Source organism: Pseudomaricurvus sp. (assembly GCF_965662505.1).
In the GTDB taxonomy this organism is placed as follows: domain Bacteria; phylum Pseudomonadota; class Gammaproteobacteria; order Pseudomonadales; family Cellvibrionaceae; genus Pseudomaricurvus.
This window is the reverse complement of the sequence record NZ_CBFIHX010000070.1, coordinates 1-19,059: the sequence shown is the minus strand read 5'-3', so window position 1 is coordinate 19,059 and position 19,059 is coordinate 1. Positions and strand designations below refer to the sequence as shown.

Sequence of the window (19,059 nt, the reverse complement as noted above, 5' to 3'; positions counted from 1 at the left end):
GTTTTGCAGAGACCCCCAAAAATATGATGGGCGTGTTAAGTCTTCTTGCGAGTTCTTTGCCGTGTTGAAAAACAGTGTTTCCTGGCCATATACTTCCTCCTCCAACAACAATTAAATCTGCAAGATTTAAGAAATCTATACCTGGAAACCAAGAGGTAAACAGAAGGTTGTGATCTTTAAACATATCAGTAATCGAATGCTGAAGAAGATCGTCACCATAATTTAGCTTTCCGTAATATCCGATAACTATTATGTTTAACTTGTCGTTGCTAAGCATCATGGTTTGGTTTTCACTAGATTGAATATGATGGATTTTGATTTTTCTAAAGAGCCGGATAAGGTGGAAAGAGCTTCTTGAGAGCGACAGAAGTCAGGCTTTATTTCTATATTAAGGATTTCATTGATGGTGTCTGAAAGTTCTTCGGAAGAGCTTGCTTTGCATTCATGTATCAACGACTTTTCCTTCAACGCTGAATATACGGGGAAGCTCGGGTATCGCTCATCCCACCCAGGTGTAACAAATATTGGTTTTAGGAAGGATAAAGGTTCCAAAAGGTTATGGTTTAACCCCACATAGCAGATGTCACCCAAGCTATAGAATGAACTAAGTTCACCTATGGTATTGAGTATGAGAATGTCCATTTCATGATCGACAGGTTGAGTCTGTTCGGTTCTCAGGCAATGTTTCCAGCCAGACTCTGTCAGCATCGATTCAAGTATGTTCATCCGATCTGAATTTTCAGGGTGCCTGGGAGCCATGATTAATAGTAAATCCGGGGTTTTCTCTTTAAGCTTCTGGAAGGTTTCCAGTATTAATTCCTGCTCGCTGATATTTGTTACACAGCCGGAGACCATGACAGGCCTGTTGGAGGCAATGATCTCTGTTCGGTTTAGAGGGGGTTGAGAGCTTGATGCTAAATTGTCAAATTTAAGGTTTCCAGTGACGTGTATTTTTTCTGATTTGACACCTAAAGTTATCAGTTTTTGGGTGTCGATCTCCTGTTGAATCAGATAAAGATCGATGATTTCCAGATAGTTTCTATCAAATAATTGTTTTTCAATAGAGTCCATTGTGCAGGTTGGGTTTTCATTATAGAACCAACCGTTAACGGCAATAATGGATGCACCTGCGAGCTTGGCGTAATACAAAACTTTAAATGACAGACGGCAAGGGGCGTCAAATAGGGTCAGCGGTATTTCGGCAATAAGGAAAAAAAAGGGCGGGTATTTTTGGATTTTCTTGTGGATTCTCTTGCCTGTGTCACCGTGATTTATTATGACTGCTTCAGGGTATCTTTTGGCATAGATTTCAAGATAGTGAGGATGATCCGTCAGAAGTACCAGCTGTGATTCGACATAATACTCCAACAAATGATCGAGTAAATTGGAAATGGCATTTAACTCGCCGATAGTAGAGACATAAACCCACAGATAACGTTTACCACCTTGGTGATATTTCGTGACTTTCCCCCGATGGAGTATTTTGGAATCTTGCGCAGATTGGGCCCGGCAGGTCTCATTTAACCACTCCAAAGACTCAAATAAAGATACTTTAAATCTTGTCATTATTGATGGTTTCATAAGTATTCTATGGGTTCTGGGTTACAGTCGAATGAGCTTTCGAACTGGTCGCGTAATATTCAGCGTTTTCTTCGCTAAATTTGCCTGCCAAGAGTAATGGGTCAAGTGGTACATGGTGCGAATGTCTTTTGTCCACTTTTGATGCCAGTCCATGAGTTTTCCATAGAACTCAACGCAACTAATGGTTTTCGATTCAAACAGGGACTGAAAAATCTCTTGATGCATGAGCACACCGGGTGAAGACGTCTTGATGCTTTCGTCATAGGTGGTTTTCAATATCACCATAGTATCATCGTTATGGATGGCCAGATCCATAGCAACCAGGTCATCGTTGTACCAGTAGCGATATATGGTCGCTTTTCCTTCACGCATAAAACTTGTGAGCATGGAGGTATAAAAGGCTCCCTGGGGGTTGTCTTGGTGGATTGCCGTATCCAGTTGTTGTTTCCATCCGGAGCTTTCGAGGCGGCCATAATCGGTAATACACTCGTCAACCATCGAGGCATCTTGTATTGTTTCCAGACGGGGAGTTATACCTTCACGTTCAAGTCGATTTCTTTGGCGGCGAAGGTTTTGTCGGTGGTTTTTACTGCGCTGGCTAAAATATTCGTCAAAGTCTCCCCGAGTATCGAGTCTTGCGGTCTGAATATAATCCATGGAAGTCAGAGTATGGTTGTCATTTGATCGACTAAGAAGATCGGGGTCTTGCTGAGTCAGGCTGAATACCCACTTCAATCCTGGGAGCTTGGGGAGTAGTGTATTGATCAATGACGCTGTCGAGATTTCGGGGAGCTGTATCCAAAGGCCTATGGGCGCCTGGGAGGGCTGAAATGAACTCCAGCCAGTGGATTTTTCTGGTGAAATGACTGACATGCACACAATATCTGAACCATCCTGGCAAATTGCCAATTTGGCTTCTTCAGGAGCAAAATTATCAATTAATGGCTGGATAAATTGTGTGCTGAGTAGCTGGCTATTTCCGGCTTTGAAGTTCAGCTGATCCCATTTATCGGACCAATCAGCATACTCGCTGATGGGGTACAGACTCCAGTCCATGGGGTTCTCCCTGAGGTTCGTTGGTAAGCGAGGCTTGTATATTTTGGATCATCCAGTCCAGTTCTCGATTGAGCAGCTCCTGGTGACAGGGAAACTGAAAGATATGTCTGGATAATTCTTTGCTGTGTGGAAACTCTTGTTCCGTAACCGACGGGTCGAGAAATTCTCCAAAGCGCCAGATGGGGATTCCCAACTCTTTTAATTGTCGAAAATGTCGTTCTGGTTGTTCAATGTACAGTGGGTACACCAGAGGCACGCAGTTTTCTGGTAAGGAAGAAAACAACGGCCTGACGCCAGGTAGTTGTCCAAGAGCCGCATCCAGTATCTGGTAGTTGCGTCTGCGGTAGTGGGCAATGCGGTCACTATCGCTATGTTTTAACAGCTTGCTGGATGTTCTCGTGGTGGCAACATGTATCCATTGTTCATCCAGGCCATAGGCTCCTTCGGACGATGAAGGCCCCTTCGTTTCAATATTGGTTGTGGATTTCAGATACTGCCAAAGCAGATTCTTTGCCAATAAACCTTTTTGCAGAAGCCAGCCAAATACACCCAGGCGTTTATAGGAAATAGAACGCTCCAGTGTATTGAGGGCAACCTTGGTATCCACGCTCCAGGAGGGTTTCCGCAGTGGAATATTCTCCAGAGTATGTCGTGATGAGGTTAGAATACCTCCATCGTAGATCGGGAAGAATTTCATGCTGCTGGCAATGGCGTAATCACCGGACTGTCCCGCGCTCAGATTGCCACTCTTGCCAAAGAAGGCGTGAGCGCAATCTTCAATAAAAACGATTCCGTTCTCATCACACCATTGACGTAAAGGCTGAAAGTCCTGCATGAAGCCAAAATAGTGAGTGGCGATGATGGCTTTGCAGCGATCGGTATGGCGTTGTTTAATGTCTTCCAGGTCTATTTGGGTGTCGGGTCGTATCTGATAAAAAACCGGAGTCGCCTTGCGCCAGTGAACTGGGGAAATCATGGACTCACAATGGAACGCAGGAACCAGCACATCATCACCGGAGCCAATACCGGCATGTTCAAGTGCTAGCGAAATTGCTGCGCGACCACTGGTCACATACAGCTTGTGAGGCACGTCTAGTAAAGACGGAACAGAGCTGCTTGGCCTGAGCTTAAATGACAGGTTGGAAATAACAGGGGACAGTGGTATTGCCGGAGGGGGAAAAGCCCCGGTAATCTCGGGTGACAGGCTCATGCAACACGCTCCATAGCGGAGGGTTGCTGATGTTGAGACAACCAGAGTTCCAGCACCATTAAGACCCAGACCAGTTCGCCATAGTAAGCCGCATGGCCTTCGCGATGTAGACGTATGGCTCGGTCAATAAAATCAGATCGAAATATACCGTGTCGTTTCAGGTTGTTCAGTGAGTCGTAAGCCAATTCTTGCAGTGGCTTGTGAGTGCGCATCCAAACGCCAAATGGCAGGCCAAATCCCTGTTTTCGTTTGTCGATAGTTTCTTGAGGTAGCCAACCCGTCAGAGCTTGTTTGTAGAAGTGACGAAGTCCGCTGTTGCTGTTCATTAACGAGTTCTTGAGCTTCCATCGGCTGGGAATACGACAAGATAAAGCAACGACTTCATCATCCAGCATCGGGTATTGCACATTAACGCCTGCCAGCGCGCACATATGGCTCACTTTCCGCAAGTCATTATCGGCAAGGGTGTATTGCCAATCAAGATACAGCATGCGATTGAGGTGGGTGGCTTCGTCGGGGGCGTGAAATACAGCCTCCTGATTCTTTCCGGGTTGTCGTGGATCTACGTCGATGAGAAAGTCGGATTCAAACAGGTCCGATGGATCAAACTGATGAAGAAAGTTATACGTATGTAACCGACCTGGCAGCGGTGTATTCGCCTGTCGGACATAACTTTTCATCTTTGAAACAATCGGTGTCGCGTCGGGAAAGCATGAGAGCATGGGCTCGATGGCCGAGTGGCGCACCCCGTCGGGAATTCTCAGATAGGGCTCAAACAGGGATTGTTTGGCATAGCGCTCATTGCCGGCAAAGAGTTCATCGCCGCCATCGCCGGCCAGGAGTGTGTCTATGCCGTACTCTGATGCCATTTTTGCACAAAAATAAGCGGGTAGAGCTGATGAATTTCCAAACGGCTCATCGTAACTGGCAGCAATGGTTGGCAGGGCCGCGACAACGTCTTCAGGTGTCACATAGTATTCGTTCAGTTCCAGACCAAAGTGTTTTGCGGTAAGTCGGGCGTACGCCATCTCGTCATAGCCTTCCGCAGAAAAGCCGATGGAAAAAACAGGTCCACCACCTTGTTCAGCCAGAATTCCTGCAACGGTTGAGCTGTCTAGCCCCCCACTCAAAAATGCGCCGGTTTTAGAACCAGTTTGTAGAGCCCGCTGAACAGCATTGCCCAGCGCGCGTTTTAGCTCGCCGGCATATCCGGACATATTATGTTCCGGTGTTTCGGTAAAAGTTGGAGTCCAATATCGCTCTGGAGCACTGGAGGTATGTGAGAAAAGGATGGAGTGAGCCGCCTGAAGCTTTTGTATGCCCGGGTAAGCTGTTTGCGGTGCAGGAATCATGTGAAAGTAGATATAGTTATATATTCCTTGCCTGCTTATATCCTTTAGAGTGTTTTCTTTTTCGGCAATCATGCCGGCATGGCTGGCAACAATAAATTCCTGATCAGTTTCGGCGAAATAAAGAGGAAACTTGCCCATACGATCCACAGCAGATAGTAGGGTATTTTTTTTCTGGTCAATGATGACAAAGCTGAAATTGCCTTCCAGTACTGTAAGGAGGGAATTCCCCATCTGTTGATATGCGTGTGACAGCGCGGTGCTATGGCCACTTTTTTGGGCGATGGTAGTCAGCTCCTGCTGAGTCCATCGTGGTTGACCGATGATAACGGCATGGATGTCATTATCTGAGCAGACGGATGTCGTTGAGCATAGAGCAAACGAATCAGAGCGTTGAGTGTACAGGGAGAGTGTTGTGCTGAGATGGTCTTTCAGAGAGCTACACTGGCGTGAAAAATCATCAGTGCCATCGTGTGTTGGCGTCTTAGACTGAGGTTTTTTGAGCAGCACTCCATACAAGCACTCCGATAGGAGTCCTGGAGCCGTCTTGATGCTCTTGTTCATTGCGGTTTACATCCCTGAATACACAAAGTGAGTTGTTTGAAATATCAATCATCCTGAGGACGGTTATGATTTCATAGCCGACGCCTGATGTACATTTGAATTTTCTGATGCACATGATACGTTGTTTAATGTGACATTAGGAGTGTAGACGCAGAATCGGAAAGAGTCTTCTTTCTTTGGCGTATAAAGTATCTTTTGAGTCTTTAGAAAGAGGATTCAAATTCAGGACGTAAACCTGTTGAAATCAGGCTGCACCCGATTGAAGGTCGGAATCCATAGGAGCTGATTGTGACTGGAAGGTACCCTGATAATACTCTCCGCACTTAAACATCATGGAAACGGATTCAATAATAGCAATATCATCTTCCGATAACGTGTGTCGCCATTTGTTGGCAGCTTCCAGTGGCAGCTTGTCTGTGGCGTAATAGGCTTTATTGTTAGTGGTGGTCGATGAATTGATGTATTCCTGGTTTTCCTGAGTATATTCAAGTCCGGCGAACGCCATCAGTTCCCTTAAAGTCCCTTCCGGTTTGGCGCACAAATTCTCATAGAGAAGCACTTGATTGTCGTCGCCAGGATTATTGGCCAGAGCGAAGTCGTTAATCAGGCCCCAGCGAACCGTTAATGCTTCTACCTGATCCATACGCTGTATGTCTTTCAGGCGAAATCGTGAGTCGCGGCTTTGCTCTAACAACTTCTCAAATAGATCCCAGTCTTCCCAGACTGGGGATCTGTCAAAGAAGTTATGTTGCATTTCGCCATTGATGGTGGACGCGATATGCCCACATGGATGGCGAAGAATATGGACAGACCGTGCACTGGTCAGCTTTTTGATCTCGGACATACGTCCCAGTGACTCAATGGATTTCCACACAGTCAGCTTTGCAGGGTTGTGATGATGGATGGGCTTAACAGGAATGGGCAGTCCGGATCGGGATATGGCCTTAGAGGCGTAGCACGATAGGTAAAAGGTGAGCCATTGGGGCTCATTCATATACGACTTCTTAAACAGTGGTAAGGAAGCAATGACTTTTTCATTATCATTCTGAAGCCAAAGGTCGATCTGCTCTTGAAGTTCTTGACTCTGATTGTTGTCATGGGACATTAAGAGCGGGATGTTAAGCGACTTTTTAACGCTATCGGGCTCATGTAGATAAAGAGTATCCTTGTGTGAGTCAAAAAGCTTTCCTATCCAGGTGGTGCCAGACCTTGGCATTCCGAATAAAAGTAATAATTTATTATGACTATTTGTCATACTTGGGCTCGGTCCTTGTGATTATTATGAGGTTACAGATTCAAGTTATTGATTGCTTATAGCTAAGTATTTCTAGAATGATCTGAAAAAGATGAGGCAACTTCATATATTGGTATAAAAAATTATCTATACATGATTTTAGACTGACGCTAACCTTGTCGAAGGAGAAAAAACTGCGCCAGTTCACGATTGGGGTAGGACTGTAGTACCAATTTCAAACAGGATTTAGGGAAACACATGGAAATTAGTTTAGACCAAGTAAAACAAATTGTTGGTGAAGTATTACAGCTGGGGAGTCGAATTGATTCATTTGACCAGCACACACCTCTGCTGGGAAGCATCCCCGAATTTGACTCTATGGCTGTTGTTTCGGTTATCACCGCCATCGAAGAAGATTTTGGTATTGCCATTGAAGATGATGAAATAAGCGCTGACATTTTTCTGACGCTGGGCGATCTCCACAACTTTTTGAGTGCGAAAACAGTCTGCTGATGCCTTTTAAAGTGAATACCGGGTTCCTGCCGTTACCGGATTACCCTCTGTTTGTGGTTATGCACCTGCCCACGGAAGGTGGCTGGCCTTCCCATTGGGTCATCCATTGCCCGGCCTTTGCCGAAGAAATGAACAAAAGCCGCAAGGTGGTAATGGATGAAGCGCGTGCTTTTGCCGAGCGAGGTGTGGGGGTTCTGGTTCCCGATCTTTGGGGGACCGGGGATAGTCCCGGAGAGTTTTCTAGTGCTGACTGGAATCTGTGGCGAGAGAATCTTACGCATATCCTCTATTGGTTAAAGCAGCAAGGCTGTGGTTCTGTGACCTTGTGGGGGCTTCGTCTGGGCTGTCTGTTGGCGCTGGATGTCCAAAACAATTGGCAATCGGGTTGGCCAGAATTGGTTCAGTTGATCCTTTGGCAGCCGTCACTTAATGCACAGCAGTCACTAACACAGTTTCTACGCTTGCGTATGGCCACCGGTTTGGTGGCAGCTAATTCGATTGTGGAGGCCGCACAAGCGGGTGGTGGGGCATCTGTCGAGGGAAAGCGGGTCAAGACTGAAACGGTTAAAGACATTCGCCAGCGGTTTTCCGAGGGTGAAACTCTGGAAGTGGCCGGCTATCCATTGTCACCAGCTCTGGTGTCCCAGTTAGACGCTGTAGTCCTTGATCATTTAATGCCCTGTGCCCCAGTTGTCTGGCTGGAGGTCAAAAGTCAGAGTGGCGGCCAGTTGTCTTTTGTGTCAAAGAAATTGATTGAGGCCTGGAAAGACAAGCAGATTGACGTCGATGCGCAAATCATAGCGGGTGAGCCGTTCTGGGCGACTCAAGAGCTTGCTCATGCCCCCGAACTGATCAGAGTAACTTGTGAGACCTTGCGGACAGAAAATACAGTATCCACTGATATTCAAGACGGGGGTGGCTTGGGGCAGGAAGCAGACGAGCAATCGGTTTTGTCTTACCGTGAACAGCCCATGATGCCCTATGAAGAAAAACGATCGGCAGCGGCTCCCGTGCGGGAGTTAGATCCCTATGTGGAAAAGCGCCTGACCTCATATCGAGAGGTGATTGTTGCTAGTCAGGGCATCGAAAATCAAGAAGTTGACGTTAAAGGTCAGCAAGTTAAAGGTGGGGAAGTTGTAGGTGGAGCAGTTGTAGGTGAAGAAATTGTAGGAGAGAGTCTCGAAGCTCAGTACGGAAACGTAGGAGCTGTCACCGAAGAACCATTGCAATTTTACTGCGAAGGCAGTCATTTGTACGGTGTGTTACACCTGCCCGAGGGCGAACCAAAACAGGGCGTGATTTTGATTGTCGGCGGTCCGCAATATCGCGTGGGCAGTCATCGTCAATTTGTCCAGCTGGCCAGAAGCCTGTCCCGTGCGGGTATCGCAGTATTGCGATTCGATTATCGTGGCATGGGTGATAGTGAAGGGGCATTTGAGGGCTTTGAAGATATTGAGCCAGATATCGCGGCGGCCGTTGATGCCTTCGAGCACCGCTTGCCGCAGTTACAGTCCATGGTCTTATGGGGGCTGTGTGATGGCGCTACTGCAGCGGCCGGTTACGCTTACAAAGACGCAAGGATCGATGGGCTGGTGTTGCTGAACCCCTGGGTTCGCAGTGAAGCGGGTGAGGCAAAGGCCTACTTGCGGCACTATTACTTGCAACGCCTGATGCAGCCTGAGTTGTGGAAAAAAATTGGGCGAGGTCGCTTCAATGTCAGGGATTCGTTAGGGTCATTATTTGGAGCTTTAAAGCGTTCCACGACCAGCGGTCAATCTTCTACAGCTGAAGCCAATAAAGGCGACAGTGAAAGCAGGAGCCGTGGGGCAAATAAGGCGGATCTGGTGTCCCAGTTAACGCATGGATTACAACATTTCACTGGCAGAGTACTGATCATTCTGAGTGGTGCTGATTTGACCGCGGCAGAATTTAAAGATGCGATACGCCGCTCGCGTCCGTTAAACCGAGTGATATCGCAGCCTCAATATCAAATGGAACATCTCCCGGATTCTGATCATACGTTTTCCCGTAAAGTTTGGAAGGATCGTGTCGCAAATTGGACCACAGAATGGATGCAGTCATGGTAAAACGGGCTTTGCTTATTGCTTATCACTATCCACCAGTACAAATCAGCAGTGGGGTGCAGCGAACCTTGGCATTCTCTCGAGATTTGCCCGATCAGGGCTGGGAACCGTTGGTGCTGAGTGCCCATCCGCGCGCTTATGAAAAAATCAGTGAAGGACAGTTGAAAGACATTCCGGAGAATACCGTCGTTCAGCGTGCCTGGGCCTGGGATACCGCGCGGCATCTGTCATTGAAAGGCCGTTACCTGGATGCCATGGCTTTGCCTGATCGCTGGGTCAGTTGGTGTCCTTCTGCCGTGGTAGCGGGTCTTAATATGATTCGTAAGTACAAGCCTCAGGTTATTTTCTCAACGTATCCCATCGCTACAGCGCATTTGATTGCACTGGCTTTGCACAAGCTGACCGGTATTCCCTGGGTGGCGGACTTTCGCGATTCCATGACGGAAGACAGCTATCCGAGAGAAGCTCGCCGCAGAAAAGTCTTCCTGTGGTTGGAGCGGCAGGTGGTCAACAACTGTTGCAAGGCAATCTTTACCACACCGGGCGCTGTTAAAATGTATCGGGAACGTTATCCGGAACTGCCGGAGGATCGCTGGGCGCTGATTCCCAATGGTTACAACGAGGCGATTTTTACCGAGGTGGAAGCCTCACTGCAGTCTGACGATTCAGTTGACGATTTAATAGCAGCAGGGACTAAACCTCTGACACTCGTCCACAGTGGAGTGCTGTACCCATCTGAGCGCGATCCCAGAGCTTTCTTCGCCGCTGTAGCGTCGTTGAAAGAACAGGGCAAGCTGTCAGCGGAGTCGGTACAGATCGTCCTGCGAGCTACAGGGCATGACAGTTTGTACGCGCCCATGCTCAAAGAGCACAAGATTGATGACATTATTCGCCTCGAAGCGGGCGTGGAATACCGCCAAGCCCTGCAGGAAATGTTGGATGCCGACGGACTACTGATTTTTCAGGCGACCAATTGCAATCATCAGATTCCCGCCAAGCTCTATGAATACTTTCGGGCCCAAAAGCCGATTTTTGCGTTGACAGACCGACAGGGTGATACCGGGCAAACACTTCTGTCTGCGGGCATAGAAAGCCTGGCACCACTGGACGATAAAGACGAGTTGGAAAAGCAGTTGCTGATTTTTATTGAACAGCTGCAACAGGGCGTTGCAGCCATTGCCAGTCCCGAAGCCGTGCGTAAATCTTCAAGGCAATACGGTTCAGAGATACTGGCTACGATTTTTCAAGAGGGCACCGGTTTGTCTGATAATACGGTGACCGTACAGCCAACCTCTCAGGATTAGTTAAACTGCTCGGTTCAGTTCAGCACAGAATTTCCACTGCCGCAGGGTGGCTCAAAAAGCCCTGTGGGCTGGCCGTCATTCCGTAAGCGCCAGATTGATAGACGACAAACAAATCTCCTTCCTGCATTTTAGGCAGCATCACCTTGTTGGCTAAAATATCCAGCGGGGTACACAGTGGCCCCACCACGGATACCAGTTCCTGATCGTCGGTGGATGCCGCGTGCACGCGGTTGCCAACACAAGTGGGGTAGTTTTTACGAATTACCTGCCCAAAGTTACCGGATGCCGCCAGATGATGGTGCAGGCCGCCGTTGGTGACGATAAACACTTCGCCGCGGGACTCCTTACGATCAACCACCTCACACACATAGAGCCCCGCTTCGGCTACTAAATGACGCCCTAGCTCCATCACAATTTCACTGTTGCCAAAGGTGCTGTGGTATTGGACCAACAGTTTGTCGAGGTTGTCGGCGATGGCTGGTAGTTCCAGACGCTCTTCCCCAGGGAAGTAGGGCACACCCAGGCCCCCGCCAATGTTGAGCCACTGGATGGGAGAAGGGGCTGAATCTGCCAGCCGTTGCGCGAGTTCAAAAGTGTTGGTTTGCGCTTCGATAATGGTTTCGGCTTTGAGGTTTTGCGAGCCGCAAAAAATATGAAACCCCTGAAAATCCAGATCGCGGGCAAAGACATCTTTCATCATTGCAGGGACTTTTTCGGCATCCACTCCAAAGGGTTTGGGGCCACCGCCCATTTTCATACCAGAGGTTTTCAGTTCGAAATCCGGATTGACGCGGATAGCGACTCGGGGACGATGCCCGTTTTCATTGGCTATCCGGGTAATACGATCCAGTTCGCCGGCGGACTCCATATTGATGATCACGCCAGCGGCGATGGCAGCGGTCAGATCGTCGTTGGATTTGCCTGGCCCGGCAAAGCTGATGTTTTGTGGATCAATACCGGTATCCAGTGCAACCCGTAACTCCCCCAGCGAGGCCACGTCGAGTCCATCGGTATGTTGCGCAAAATGCTGAACCACGGCCGGCATGGGATTGGCTTTTATGGCGTAATGTAAATGGATGGCGTCCGGCAGTTGCTGGCGCAAGCTGTTGACCCGCTCAGTCATCAGCTTGCGGTCATAGGCGTAAAACGGCGTTTGTCCCGCGCGTGCAGCGACTTTAGTTAATGGAATGCCGCCAACCTGCAATTCGTTATCCACAACCGGAAACTGATCCATGGCCGCATGCTGCGGGGCTGCTTTCTGGCTAGGTGTGATGTTGTTCGTTGTCATAATCGGGTTGTCGTAGGCTGGGGTTGTGGGCTCAGAGTCGGTTGAACAGATCGTTAAACTCTTGAGAGAGCTGTTTGCGATCAATCTTACCGTTCGGGTTGCGGGGCAGTGAGGCTTTGAAAATCACTTCCTGAGGAATCATAAAATTCGGCAGCTGTTGGCGACAGTACTGCAACACAGCGTCCCTGTTATCTTCTTCACCCTCTTTACTGCAGGCAACCAGAACAATTGCCTGGCCCAGTGACGGGTGGGGGACGCCAATGGCGGCGGTTTCACGAATCAGTGGCGATTGGTACAGCACTTCCTCTACCTCAGTGGGGCTGACCCGGTAGCCGGACGTTTTGATCATCTCGTCTTTACGGCTGACAAAATACAGAAAACCTTCATCGTCTCGATACACCTGATCGCCTGACCAGACCGCGATCTCCGTCAGAGGCAACTCGGTAAGTTGCCCAGGCGCGGGTTTAAAGCGTTCGGCGGTTTTGGCCGGATCGTTCCAATACCCCTGAGACACTAAGGGTCCCCGGTGTACCAGTTCACCCACCTCGTTGGCGTCACACAGACTGCCATCGTCACGCACCACCAGAATTTCGGCATTGGGAATGGCTTTGCCCATCGATGTGGGGCGAGTCGAGACTTGAGCGGGCGGTAAATAGGTAGAGCGAAAAGCCTCAGTCAAACCGTACATCAGGAAAATATCAGTGTTGGGTAAGGCTTTTTGTAGTTTTTCCGTGGTGGATTGCGGCATGGCGCCGCCGCTGTTAGTGATGTAGCGCAATCTTTGGCGCACATCCTCTGGCCACTCCAAGGCAGCCAGTTGATTCCACAGCGGTGGAACCGCAGCCAGACCGGTAATCTCGTAGCGGCTCAAGGCCTTTAGCACATCCCGTGGCAATAGATAATCCATCAGCGCCACCGACGCACCCACTCGAAACGCGGTGGTCATCTGACTCAAACCGTAATCAAAGCTGAAAGGCAGAACGGCTAGCAGGCGATCCTGCGAGGTGTTGTTCAGATAGGTGGCCACGCTCTCTGCACCGGCCATCATATTGCGATGGGTCAGCACCACGCCCTTGGGTTGTCCGGTACTGCCGGAGGTGTAAAGAATGGAAGCAAGGTCAGAATCCAGCCCGTGTTCTACTAGTGACTGTTCTGCTAGTGACTGTTGTACTAATGACTGTTGCATGAGCACAGAGGGATTCGATCCAGGCTCAAACAGGGTACTCCACGGAAGTACATCGATAGTCGTATCTGAGTTGCCTGGCTCTTTCTGTGGGCTGGTCAGGAAGGTCGTTTTCAGACTCTCACAATCGCTGACGGCTTCCTCTAGCTGTTGCCAACGCTCCGCGCTGGTGATCAGTAATTGAGCCTGACAATCGTTCATGATGTGAGTGATTTGCGCAGGCTTCAGCAGAGGATTCATCGGCACAAATACCGCACCGCAGGCCGAGGCCGCAAAAAAGCTGACCACTGCTTCAATTTGTTTCGGCAGATAAATCGCGATGCGCTGACCGGGACGTAAACCCGCGGCGACAAACCCTGTGGCAGCCTGTTCGATCAGCCGGTAGAGCTCATCGTAGGTCCATTGATTGTTACCGTGTAGCAGGGCAATACTGTCGGGGTTGGAACGCTGTTGCTGTTGGATCAGCTGATGGAGTAAGACTGACATCACTCACTTCCTGTGGTTGGGATAACAGTAAGCTTAATCCTACAGTGGCGCGCATGAACTTGGAAGCAAGAACCGCTGGGAGAGAGAAGGATAGAGGAGGGATGTAGAAAAAGAGCCCTGAAAAGGGCCCTTAATCGGGAGGAAGCGCGGCCTTTACAGGATCGCGCGCAGCATCCAGGCGGTTTTCTCATGGATACGCATTCTGTCAGACACCAGCGCCGCAGAAGATTCATCCTCAGCTTCTTGAGCCTGCTTTAGAACCTGACGACAGGTTTTCACCACTTGCTCGTGGCCCTGAGTCAGAATTTTCACCATCTCAGTGGCTGTGGGAATGTCTTCCACTTCTTCAATGGAGCTGAGCTTGGCGAAAGCCTTGTACGTACCGGGAGCAATCACGCCCAGCGTCCGTATGCGCTCGGCGATGTCATCTACGGCTACTGCCAGCTCGGTGTAGTGCTCCTCGAACATCAGGTGCAGTTCCCGGAACTGAGGGCCGGTGACATTCCAGTGAAAGTTGTGCGTTTGCAGGTACAACGTGTAAGAGTCGGCCAGCAGGTTCTTCAAACCTTGAGCGACCTGAATTCTGTCCTGTTCGTTAATACCAATATCAATCTTCATGCATCACTCCTTTTTTCAGATGAAATGTCATTGATGGAACCTATTGAACACTCGTTTAAAAACGCGTTGTGATTCAATGGATTCAGAGTAAGGGTTCTTCGGTTGAAAGGTAAATTGATCCTCTGCATAGAAGGCATAGTTAAGTTCTATGGAATTATAGAAACATTATAGTGATGCTTTATGATGTGTATTTAACAGACAGCAAGCAAAGCTGACTCAGGCTTCTATACTTTTCTTAAGAGCCACTGAACTTTTCACAACTGCCACTGACGTATAAATAGTACCCAACCCACAACGAATGCGAGGTATCCCATGCTAATGATGCTGAAAGACTCCGAAGCGATGGTTGAACTGATGTCACCCGAGGGGCTTTGGGATCCATACATCACTCACATCCGCGGCTGCCGTTTGGCGGGAGAAGAGCAGCAGGAGCCGGAAAGCTTCAGCAAATCCGAACTGGCCTTTCTCTCTGGCGAGAGCCTGCCGCGCTGCTGGATGAATCCCCATTATCGGGATGAAGAGTGGCACTCTTACCGCAAAGACCCTCTGAATGCCGCGGCCGTGGCGGGGCCGGCCTCGTACTACGGTGCCTGATCTGGAACACTGAATCTGGAGTAAATGTAGGCGTAAGGCGCCGCCAGAATGCCTATCTGTCACCGACTGATGTGCGTATAATCACGGCTTTTGATCCTTTCAAACAGCCGTGAGAATTCAACGTCGATGACCGTTCGTACCCGTATCGCCCCGTCGCCCACCGGCGATCCCCACGTAGGCACCGCTTACATTGCCCTGTTTAACCTCTGCTTTGCCCGCCAGCACGGTGGCCAATTCATTCTGCGTATCGAAGATACCGATCAGGCCCGCTCTACGCCGGAATCCGAGCAGGCCATCCTCGACAGCCTGCGCTGGCTGGGACTGGACTGGGACGAAGGCCCCGACAAGGGGGGCGACTTCGGCCCTTATCGCCAGAGCGAGCGTAAAGACATCTACGTCAAATACGCCGAACAGCTGGTTGAAAGCGGCCACGCTTTCCATTGTTACCGTACCGGCGAAGAGCTGGACGAGCTGCGCGCTGCCCGCCGTGAGGCCGGTGGTTTTGCAGCTCTCAAACCCAGCGAGCTGAAGCTGTCCGACGACGAAGTAGCCAAGCGCAAAGCCGCCGACATGCCTTATGTGATCCGCATGAACGTGCCGGAAGGCGAGGGCCCATGCCCGGTAGACGACATGCTGCGCGGCACCATCGAGCTGGATTGGGGTCAGGTAGACGCTCAAATCCTGCTCAAGTCCGATGGTATGCCGACTTATCACCTGGCCAATGTGGTGGATGACCATCTGATGGGCATCACCCACGTCCTGCGCGGCGAGGAGTGGATCAACTCCGCACCCAAGCACAAGCTGCTGTACGAATACTTCGGATGGGACATGCCGCAACTGTGTCATTTGCCGCTGCTGCGTAACCCGGACAAATCCAAACTCAGCAAGCGCAAAAATCCCACCTCCATTCTCTATTACAAGAAGATGGGCTACCTGCCAGAAGCGTTGATCAACTACCTCGGCCGCATGGGCTGGTCCATGCCGGACGAGAGCGAGAAGTTCTCCCTGCAACAGATGATGGACAATTTCGACGTTCAGCGCGTGTCACTGGGCGGTCCCATCTTTGATGTGGAAAAGCTCTCCTGGCTCAACAGTCTGTGGATTCGGGAAGACCTGACCCAAGAGCAGCTGGCCGACCGCCTGCAAGAGTGGATGTTCAACCGCGATAGCCTGATGGCAGTGCTGCCACATGCCCAGACCCGCATGCACACCCTCAGCGACTTCGCTCCACTGGCGGCGTTTCTGGCCTCCGGTCAACTGCCATTGACACCCGCCAGCTTCGACGAATCCAAGCTGGACGAAGAACAGCTCAAGCAAGTGCTGCAATTCGCCCTCTGGCGCCTGGAAGCCCTGCGTATCTGGGATCGGGACGAGATCTTCAACACTCTGAAAACCCTCGCCGGCGAGCTGGATATCAAGCTCAAAGACTTCCTGGCACCGCTGTTTATCGCCATTGCTGGCACCACGGCGTCCTTCTCTGTCATGGACTCCATGGTACTGCTGGGGCCTGATATGAGCCGCGCTCGCCTGCGCCACGCCCTTAACGTTCGCGTCGGCGAACTGGGTAAAAAGCAGATGAAGAAGCTGGAAAAGGCCTACGACGCGCTGGGTTTTGCCTAGTCATTGTTGCATCGGTTGAGCACACCGTTTGGCTTAATGCTGAGCGGTGTTCAGTCTTAGCGAGTTTCAGAGGCCATTCTGGCCCTATTCTTTTCGGGTACTATCCCTTCAGACCAAGTTCCTTTCCTCTGTCGTAACTTCTACAGGTGTTCAGGTTTACAGCTGGTTATCATCTTAAAATCTTCCATTTTCTGGATCTGTCACGTCGCTCCTTTTCTTTGGTGACAAGATGTGAAATCGAGCTGGTTTTGTAGCTTGTTGAACCGATTTGTCTTCCTATACTTAGTCATCAATGTTTTATTAAGTGGCTCCCAGCATCAACAAAATAAAAACATGAGTGAGTTCATCAATGAAAAGAATTCAGGTTTTCCTTGTGCACTGAAGTCTAATCAGTAAGAAAACACTAGATGGACATCGCAATTTATAAGGAAATAAGCATATGCACGTAATTGGAATGGCCCTGCTCGCGACACTGAGTTTAGTGTTGGTCGCGTTAGTCGCATGGTGCCTGATAAAGCTCTATAGAATGCACACGATGCTTTATGAGCTCAAAGATCACATCATTAAAATCAACGGTGAATCATTTCGCCAGATTGAGGCGCTGCTCGGTTTATACAAAGATCTCGATTTTGAATTCGCCTTACCCCATACCCGTGGTTTCGCTGCCTCGCCAGACTTCCTGGGTGTAGTGCACGAGACTATCAAGCGGAAGGCTCCCAACGTTGTCGTTGAATGCAGCAGCGGTATGTCTACACTGATTGCCGCCAAAGCCTTGCAGCAGCTAGGGACCGGTCACGTATACAGCCTAGAATCCGATAAATATTACTGCGATCAAACCCAAGCTTTGTTGGATAAACACAACGTTTCAGATTGGGCCACAGTGATCCATGCGCCGCTCAACCCCACAGAAATCAACGGGGTTAGCTATCAATGGTATGACGCCTCAGCTCTTAGCCAGTTGGAGGATGTAGAGTTAATGGTCATTGACGGGCCTTTCGCAGGCGTAAACCCGTTGGCCAGATACCCCGCCGGGCCTAAATTACTGCCTCTGCTGGCAGAAGGCGGCGAGGTATTGATTGATGACTACCAGCGTGCCGATGAGAAAAAAATGGTGCAGCTCTGGCTGGATCAGTTTCCCGACCTTGAAAAGCAGGATGTGACCTGTGAAAAAGGCTGCATGCGCCTGATCAATTCAGCCAAAATGCCGAGACAAGCGGGTTTGCAGCAGTCAGTTCGTGAAGCTGCCTCCTTAGCTGAAAGACGAATCAACCTAACCCACTGATAAATAAACAGTTGACTCTCAAGGGCGGGGTGATAGAATGCGCTCCGCTTTCGAAGGAAAGCCGCTGGAAACAGCGTCAAAGCAAGACATGGGGCCTTAGCTCAGCTGGGAGAGCGCAACACTGGCAGTGTTGAGGTCAGCGGTTCGATCCCGCTAGGCTCCACCAAATTTAAAAGCCCGCACAGCAATGTGCGGGCTTTTTTTGGTTTTGGGCTTATGAATTCCTGTTTTTAGCCCTTAAGGCCGACTATCCCCCTGCGAAAAATCGTTAAACAACAACGTAATCCGATCGGTCGTTGATGGCCAGTTGGGAACGTTGAATTCCTGCATGTCACCACTATCTCCGCGATCGATCAATGTCAGCCGAATACGGCCGGAGGCATCGTCGCTGGCGGGGATGTAGAAGTCGTTGCCGGTGATAAAGGGCAGGGAGTGTAGGTAAGCGATGGGTTGTGAGAGATCGCTCTGGGTGTCGGTGTATTGGTCATTCAGGTAGATGGCGGTGGTGCGGTTGCTGAATGCGCTGTTGGCAGCGTTGATGACGTTTTGGCCGTTCACCACCAGCAGGTCGTTGCCCATCTCTTGTTCTCCCCAGAATTCACGATCACGGGAGATGATCACGTTGCTTTGTCCCTGAGCTACATCGATGTTAGCGCCGACACCGCCACCGACGGGTGAGGTGAGCAAGCGGACGAAGTGGTCGTCGCGCAAGAAGGGCTGTTTGTAGACGTGATGGCTTTGGCCTGGGCGGACAATGACGAATTCGTAGAAACGGTCACGATGACCTCTGAAGGGTCCCCAGGCTCCCGTTGCATCAATATCAAAGCGGGCTTTGGGACGATTTCTCCGACGCTGGCCTGTGGCCCCATCAATTTCATACACTTCCACTACAGAGCCATCCACACCCACGTTTAAGGGAAACAGAACGGCCCGTCCGGCGATGGTGATGCGAGAGTGGCGGCTGGCTAGAATGTCTGTGGTGCGGGGTTCTTCACCGGTGAGAAACTCAAACATGTGCGCAAAGGACTCTGCCGAGGTGGCGGTCTCGACGTGGGTCTGGCCGCTGACGGTGACGTTCTCACCTCCAACAATA

Annotated in this window: 16 protein-coding genes and 1 tRNA gene; 7 read left to right on the top strand and 10 right to left on the bottom strand. The window is 50.0% G+C overall.

Translation table 11 applies throughout. The features are described from left to right. The 6 genes from ACTG33_RS10850 to ACTG33_RS10825 form a co-directional block, all read right to left on the bottom strand. Positions 1 to 280: hypothetical protein (locus tag ACTG33_RS10850; protein ID WP_439135231.1), on the bottom strand; the 280-nt coding region annotated here is incomplete at its 3' end. After that, on the bottom strand, positions 277 to 1,581 hold the full coding sequence (locus ACTG33_RS10845; protein ID WP_439135230.1) for a 3-deoxy-D-manno-octulosonic acid transferase: 1,305 nt from the start codon (positions 1,579 to 1,581) through the stop codon (positions 277 to 279). The genes ACTG33_RS10850 and ACTG33_RS10845, both read right to left, overlap by 4 nt. 21 nt (positions 1,582 to 1,602) lie before the next feature. Next, the gene (locus ACTG33_RS10840; RefSeq protein WP_439135229.1) at positions 1,603 to 2,637 is read right to left on the bottom strand and encodes a GNAT family N-acetyltransferase; all 1,035 of its coding nucleotides are present in this window, start codon (positions 2,635 to 2,637) and stop codon (positions 1,603 to 1,605) included. Further along, on the bottom strand, positions 2,600 to 3,847 hold the full coding sequence (locus ACTG33_RS10835; protein WP_439135228.1) for a DegT/DnrJ/EryC1/StrS family aminotransferase: 1,248 nt from the start codon (positions 3,845 to 3,847) through the stop codon (positions 2,600 to 2,602). Before ACTG33_RS10835 ends, ACTG33_RS10840 begins: the two co-directional genes overlap by 38 nt. Further along, complete coding sequence (locus ACTG33_RS10830; protein WP_439135227.1) at positions 3,844 to 5,760, bottom strand: asparagine synthetase B family protein; 1,917 nt, start codon at positions 5,758 to 5,760, stop codon at positions 3,844 to 3,846. Before ACTG33_RS10830 ends, ACTG33_RS10835 begins: the two co-directional genes overlap by 4 nt. Before the next feature lie 244 nt (positions 5,761 to 6,004). Then, a complete protein-coding gene (locus tag ACTG33_RS10825) occupies positions 6,005 to 7,015 on the bottom strand; it encodes a sulfotransferase (RefSeq protein WP_439135226.1) in 1,011 nt (336 codons plus the stop codon). Positions 7,016 to 7,252: 237 nt separating this feature from the next. Between ACTG33_RS10825 and ACTG33_RS10820 the strand changes: the two genes are divergently transcribed. The 3 genes from ACTG33_RS10820 to ACTG33_RS10810 are packed head-to-tail and all read left to right on the top strand — an operon-like array spanning position 7,253 to position 10,895. Then, positions 7,253 to 7,507 carry an acyl carrier protein gene (locus ACTG33_RS10820; RefSeq protein ID WP_439135225.1) on the top strand — a complete coding sequence of 85 codons (255 nt, stop codon included), beginning with the start codon at positions 7,253 to 7,255 and terminating at the stop codon, positions 7,505 to 7,507. Beyond that, positions 7,507 to 9,594: a hydrolase 1, exosortase A system-associated gene (locus ACTG33_RS10815; RefSeq protein WP_439135224.1), complete on the top strand. Its 2,088-nt coding sequence runs from the start codon at positions 7,507 to 7,509 to the stop codon at positions 9,592 to 9,594. Before ACTG33_RS10820 ends, ACTG33_RS10815 begins: the two co-directional genes overlap by 1 nt. Beyond that, on the top strand, positions 9,588 to 10,895 hold the full coding sequence (locus tag ACTG33_RS10810; protein ID WP_439135223.1) for a glycosyltransferase: 1,308 nt from the start codon (positions 9,588 to 9,590) through the stop codon (positions 10,893 to 10,895). Before ACTG33_RS10815 ends, ACTG33_RS10810 begins: the two co-directional genes overlap by 7 nt. Positions 10,896 to 10,914: 19 nt before the next feature. Here ACTG33_RS10810 and ACTG33_RS10805 read toward each other — a convergent pair whose 3' ends face one another. The 3 genes from ACTG33_RS10805 to ACTG33_RS10795 form a co-directional block, all read right to left on the bottom strand. After that, a complete protein-coding gene (locus tag ACTG33_RS10805; RefSeq protein WP_439135222.1) occupies positions 10,915 to 12,183 on the bottom strand; it encodes a pyridoxal-dependent decarboxylase, exosortase A system-associated in 1,269 nt (422 codons plus the stop codon). A 31-nt stretch (positions 12,184 to 12,214) separates the two neighbouring features. Continuing rightward, positions 12,215 to 13,852, bottom strand: coding sequence for an acyl-CoA ligase (AMP-forming), exosortase A system-associated (locus tag ACTG33_RS10800; protein ID WP_439135221.1), 1,638 nt, complete (start codon positions 13,850 to 13,852; stop codon positions 12,215 to 12,217). A gap of 153 nt (positions 13,853 to 14,005) precedes the next feature. After that, the gene (locus ACTG33_RS10795) at positions 14,006 to 14,470 is read right to left on the bottom strand and encodes a Dps family protein (protein ID WP_439135220.1); all 465 of its coding nucleotides are present in this window, start codon (positions 14,468 to 14,470) and stop codon (positions 14,006 to 14,008) included. A gap of 312 nt (positions 14,471 to 14,782) precedes the next feature. Here ACTG33_RS10795 and ACTG33_RS10790 point away from each other — a divergent pair, with 312 nt between their 5' ends. The 4 genes from ACTG33_RS10790 (at position 14,783) to ACTG33_RS10775 (ending at position 18,132) form a co-directional block, all read left to right on the top strand. Next, positions 14,783 to 15,064 (top strand): acetyltransferase, encoded by a 282-nt coding sequence (locus ACTG33_RS10790; RefSeq protein WP_439135219.1) that lies wholly within the window; start codon positions 14,783 to 14,785, stop codon positions 15,062 to 15,064. Positions 15,065 to 15,190: 126 nt separating this feature from the next. Beyond that, positions 15,191 to 16,684 carry a glutamate--tRNA ligase gene (gltX, locus tag ACTG33_RS10785; protein WP_439135218.1) on the top strand — a complete coding sequence of 498 codons (1,494 nt, stop codon included), beginning with the start codon at positions 15,191 to 15,193 and terminating at the stop codon, positions 16,682 to 16,684. Positions 16,685 to 17,123: 439 nt separating this feature from the next. Next, positions 17,124 to 17,966 (top strand): class I SAM-dependent methyltransferase, encoded by an 843-nt coding sequence (locus ACTG33_RS10780; RefSeq protein WP_439135217.1) that lies wholly within the window; start codon positions 17,124 to 17,126, stop codon positions 17,964 to 17,966. Positions 17,967 to 18,056: 90 nt separating this feature from the next. Further along, positions 18,057 to 18,132, top strand: a tRNA-Ala gene (locus ACTG33_RS10775). 71 nt (positions 18,133 to 18,203) lie between these two features. Here the strand turns inward: ACTG33_RS10775 and ACTG33_RS10770 are convergent. Then, positions 18,204 to 19,059: hypothetical protein (locus tag ACTG33_RS10770; protein WP_439135216.1), on the bottom strand; the 856-nt coding region annotated here is incomplete at its 5' end.

Bases quoted from the DNA above. Each gene is read 5' to 3' on its own strand.
- ACTG33_RS10845 (WP_439135230.1), bottom strand. From the start codon at position 1,581: ATGAAACCATCAATAATGACAAGATTTAAAGTATCTTTATTTGAGTCT.
- ACTG33_RS10840 (WP_439135229.1), bottom strand. From the start codon at position 2,637: ATGGACTGGAGTCTGTACCCCATCAGCGAGTATGCTGATTGGTCCGAT.
- ACTG33_RS10835 (WP_439135228.1), bottom strand. From the start codon at position 3,847: ATGAGCCTGTCACCCGAGATTACCGGGGCTTTTCCCCCTCCGGCAATA.
- ACTG33_RS10830 (WP_439135227.1), bottom strand. From the start codon at position 5,760: ATGAACAAGAGCATCAAGACGGCTCCAGGACTCCTATCGGAGTGCTTG.
- ACTG33_RS10825 (WP_439135226.1), bottom strand. From the start codon at position 7,015: ATGACAAATAGTCATAATAAATTATTACTTTTATTCGGAATGCCAAGG.
- ACTG33_RS10820 (WP_439135225.1), top strand. From the start codon at position 7,253: ATGGAAATTAGTTTAGACCAAGTAAAACAAATTGTTGGTGAAGTATTA.
- ACTG33_RS10815 (WP_439135224.1), top strand. From the start codon at position 7,507: ATGCCTTTTAAAGTGAATACCGGGTTCCTGCCGTTACCGGATTACCCT.
- ACTG33_RS10810 (WP_439135223.1), top strand. From the start codon at position 9,588: ATGGTAAAACGGGCTTTGCTTATTGCTTATCACTATCCACCAGTACAA.
- ACTG33_RS10805 (WP_439135222.1), bottom strand. From the start codon at position 12,183: ATGACAACGAACAACATCACACCTAGCCAGAAAGCAGCCCCGCAGCAT.
- ACTG33_RS10800 (WP_439135221.1), bottom strand. From the start codon at position 13,852: ATGTCAGTCTTACTCCATCAGCTGATCCAACAGCAACAGCGTTCCAAC.
- ACTG33_RS10795 (WP_439135220.1), bottom strand. From the start codon at position 14,470: ATGAAGATTGATATTGGTATTAACGAACAGGACAGAATTCAGGTCGCT.
- ACTG33_RS10790 (WP_439135219.1), top strand. From the start codon at position 14,783: ATGCTAATGATGCTGAAAGACTCCGAAGCGATGGTTGAACTGATGTCA.
- gltX (WP_439135218.1), top strand. From the start codon at position 15,191: ATGACCGTTCGTACCCGTATCGCCCCGTCGCCCACCGGCGATCCCCAC.
- ACTG33_RS10780 (WP_439135217.1), top strand. From the start codon at position 17,124: ATGCACGTAATTGGAATGGCCCTGCTCGCGACACTGAGTTTAGTGTTG.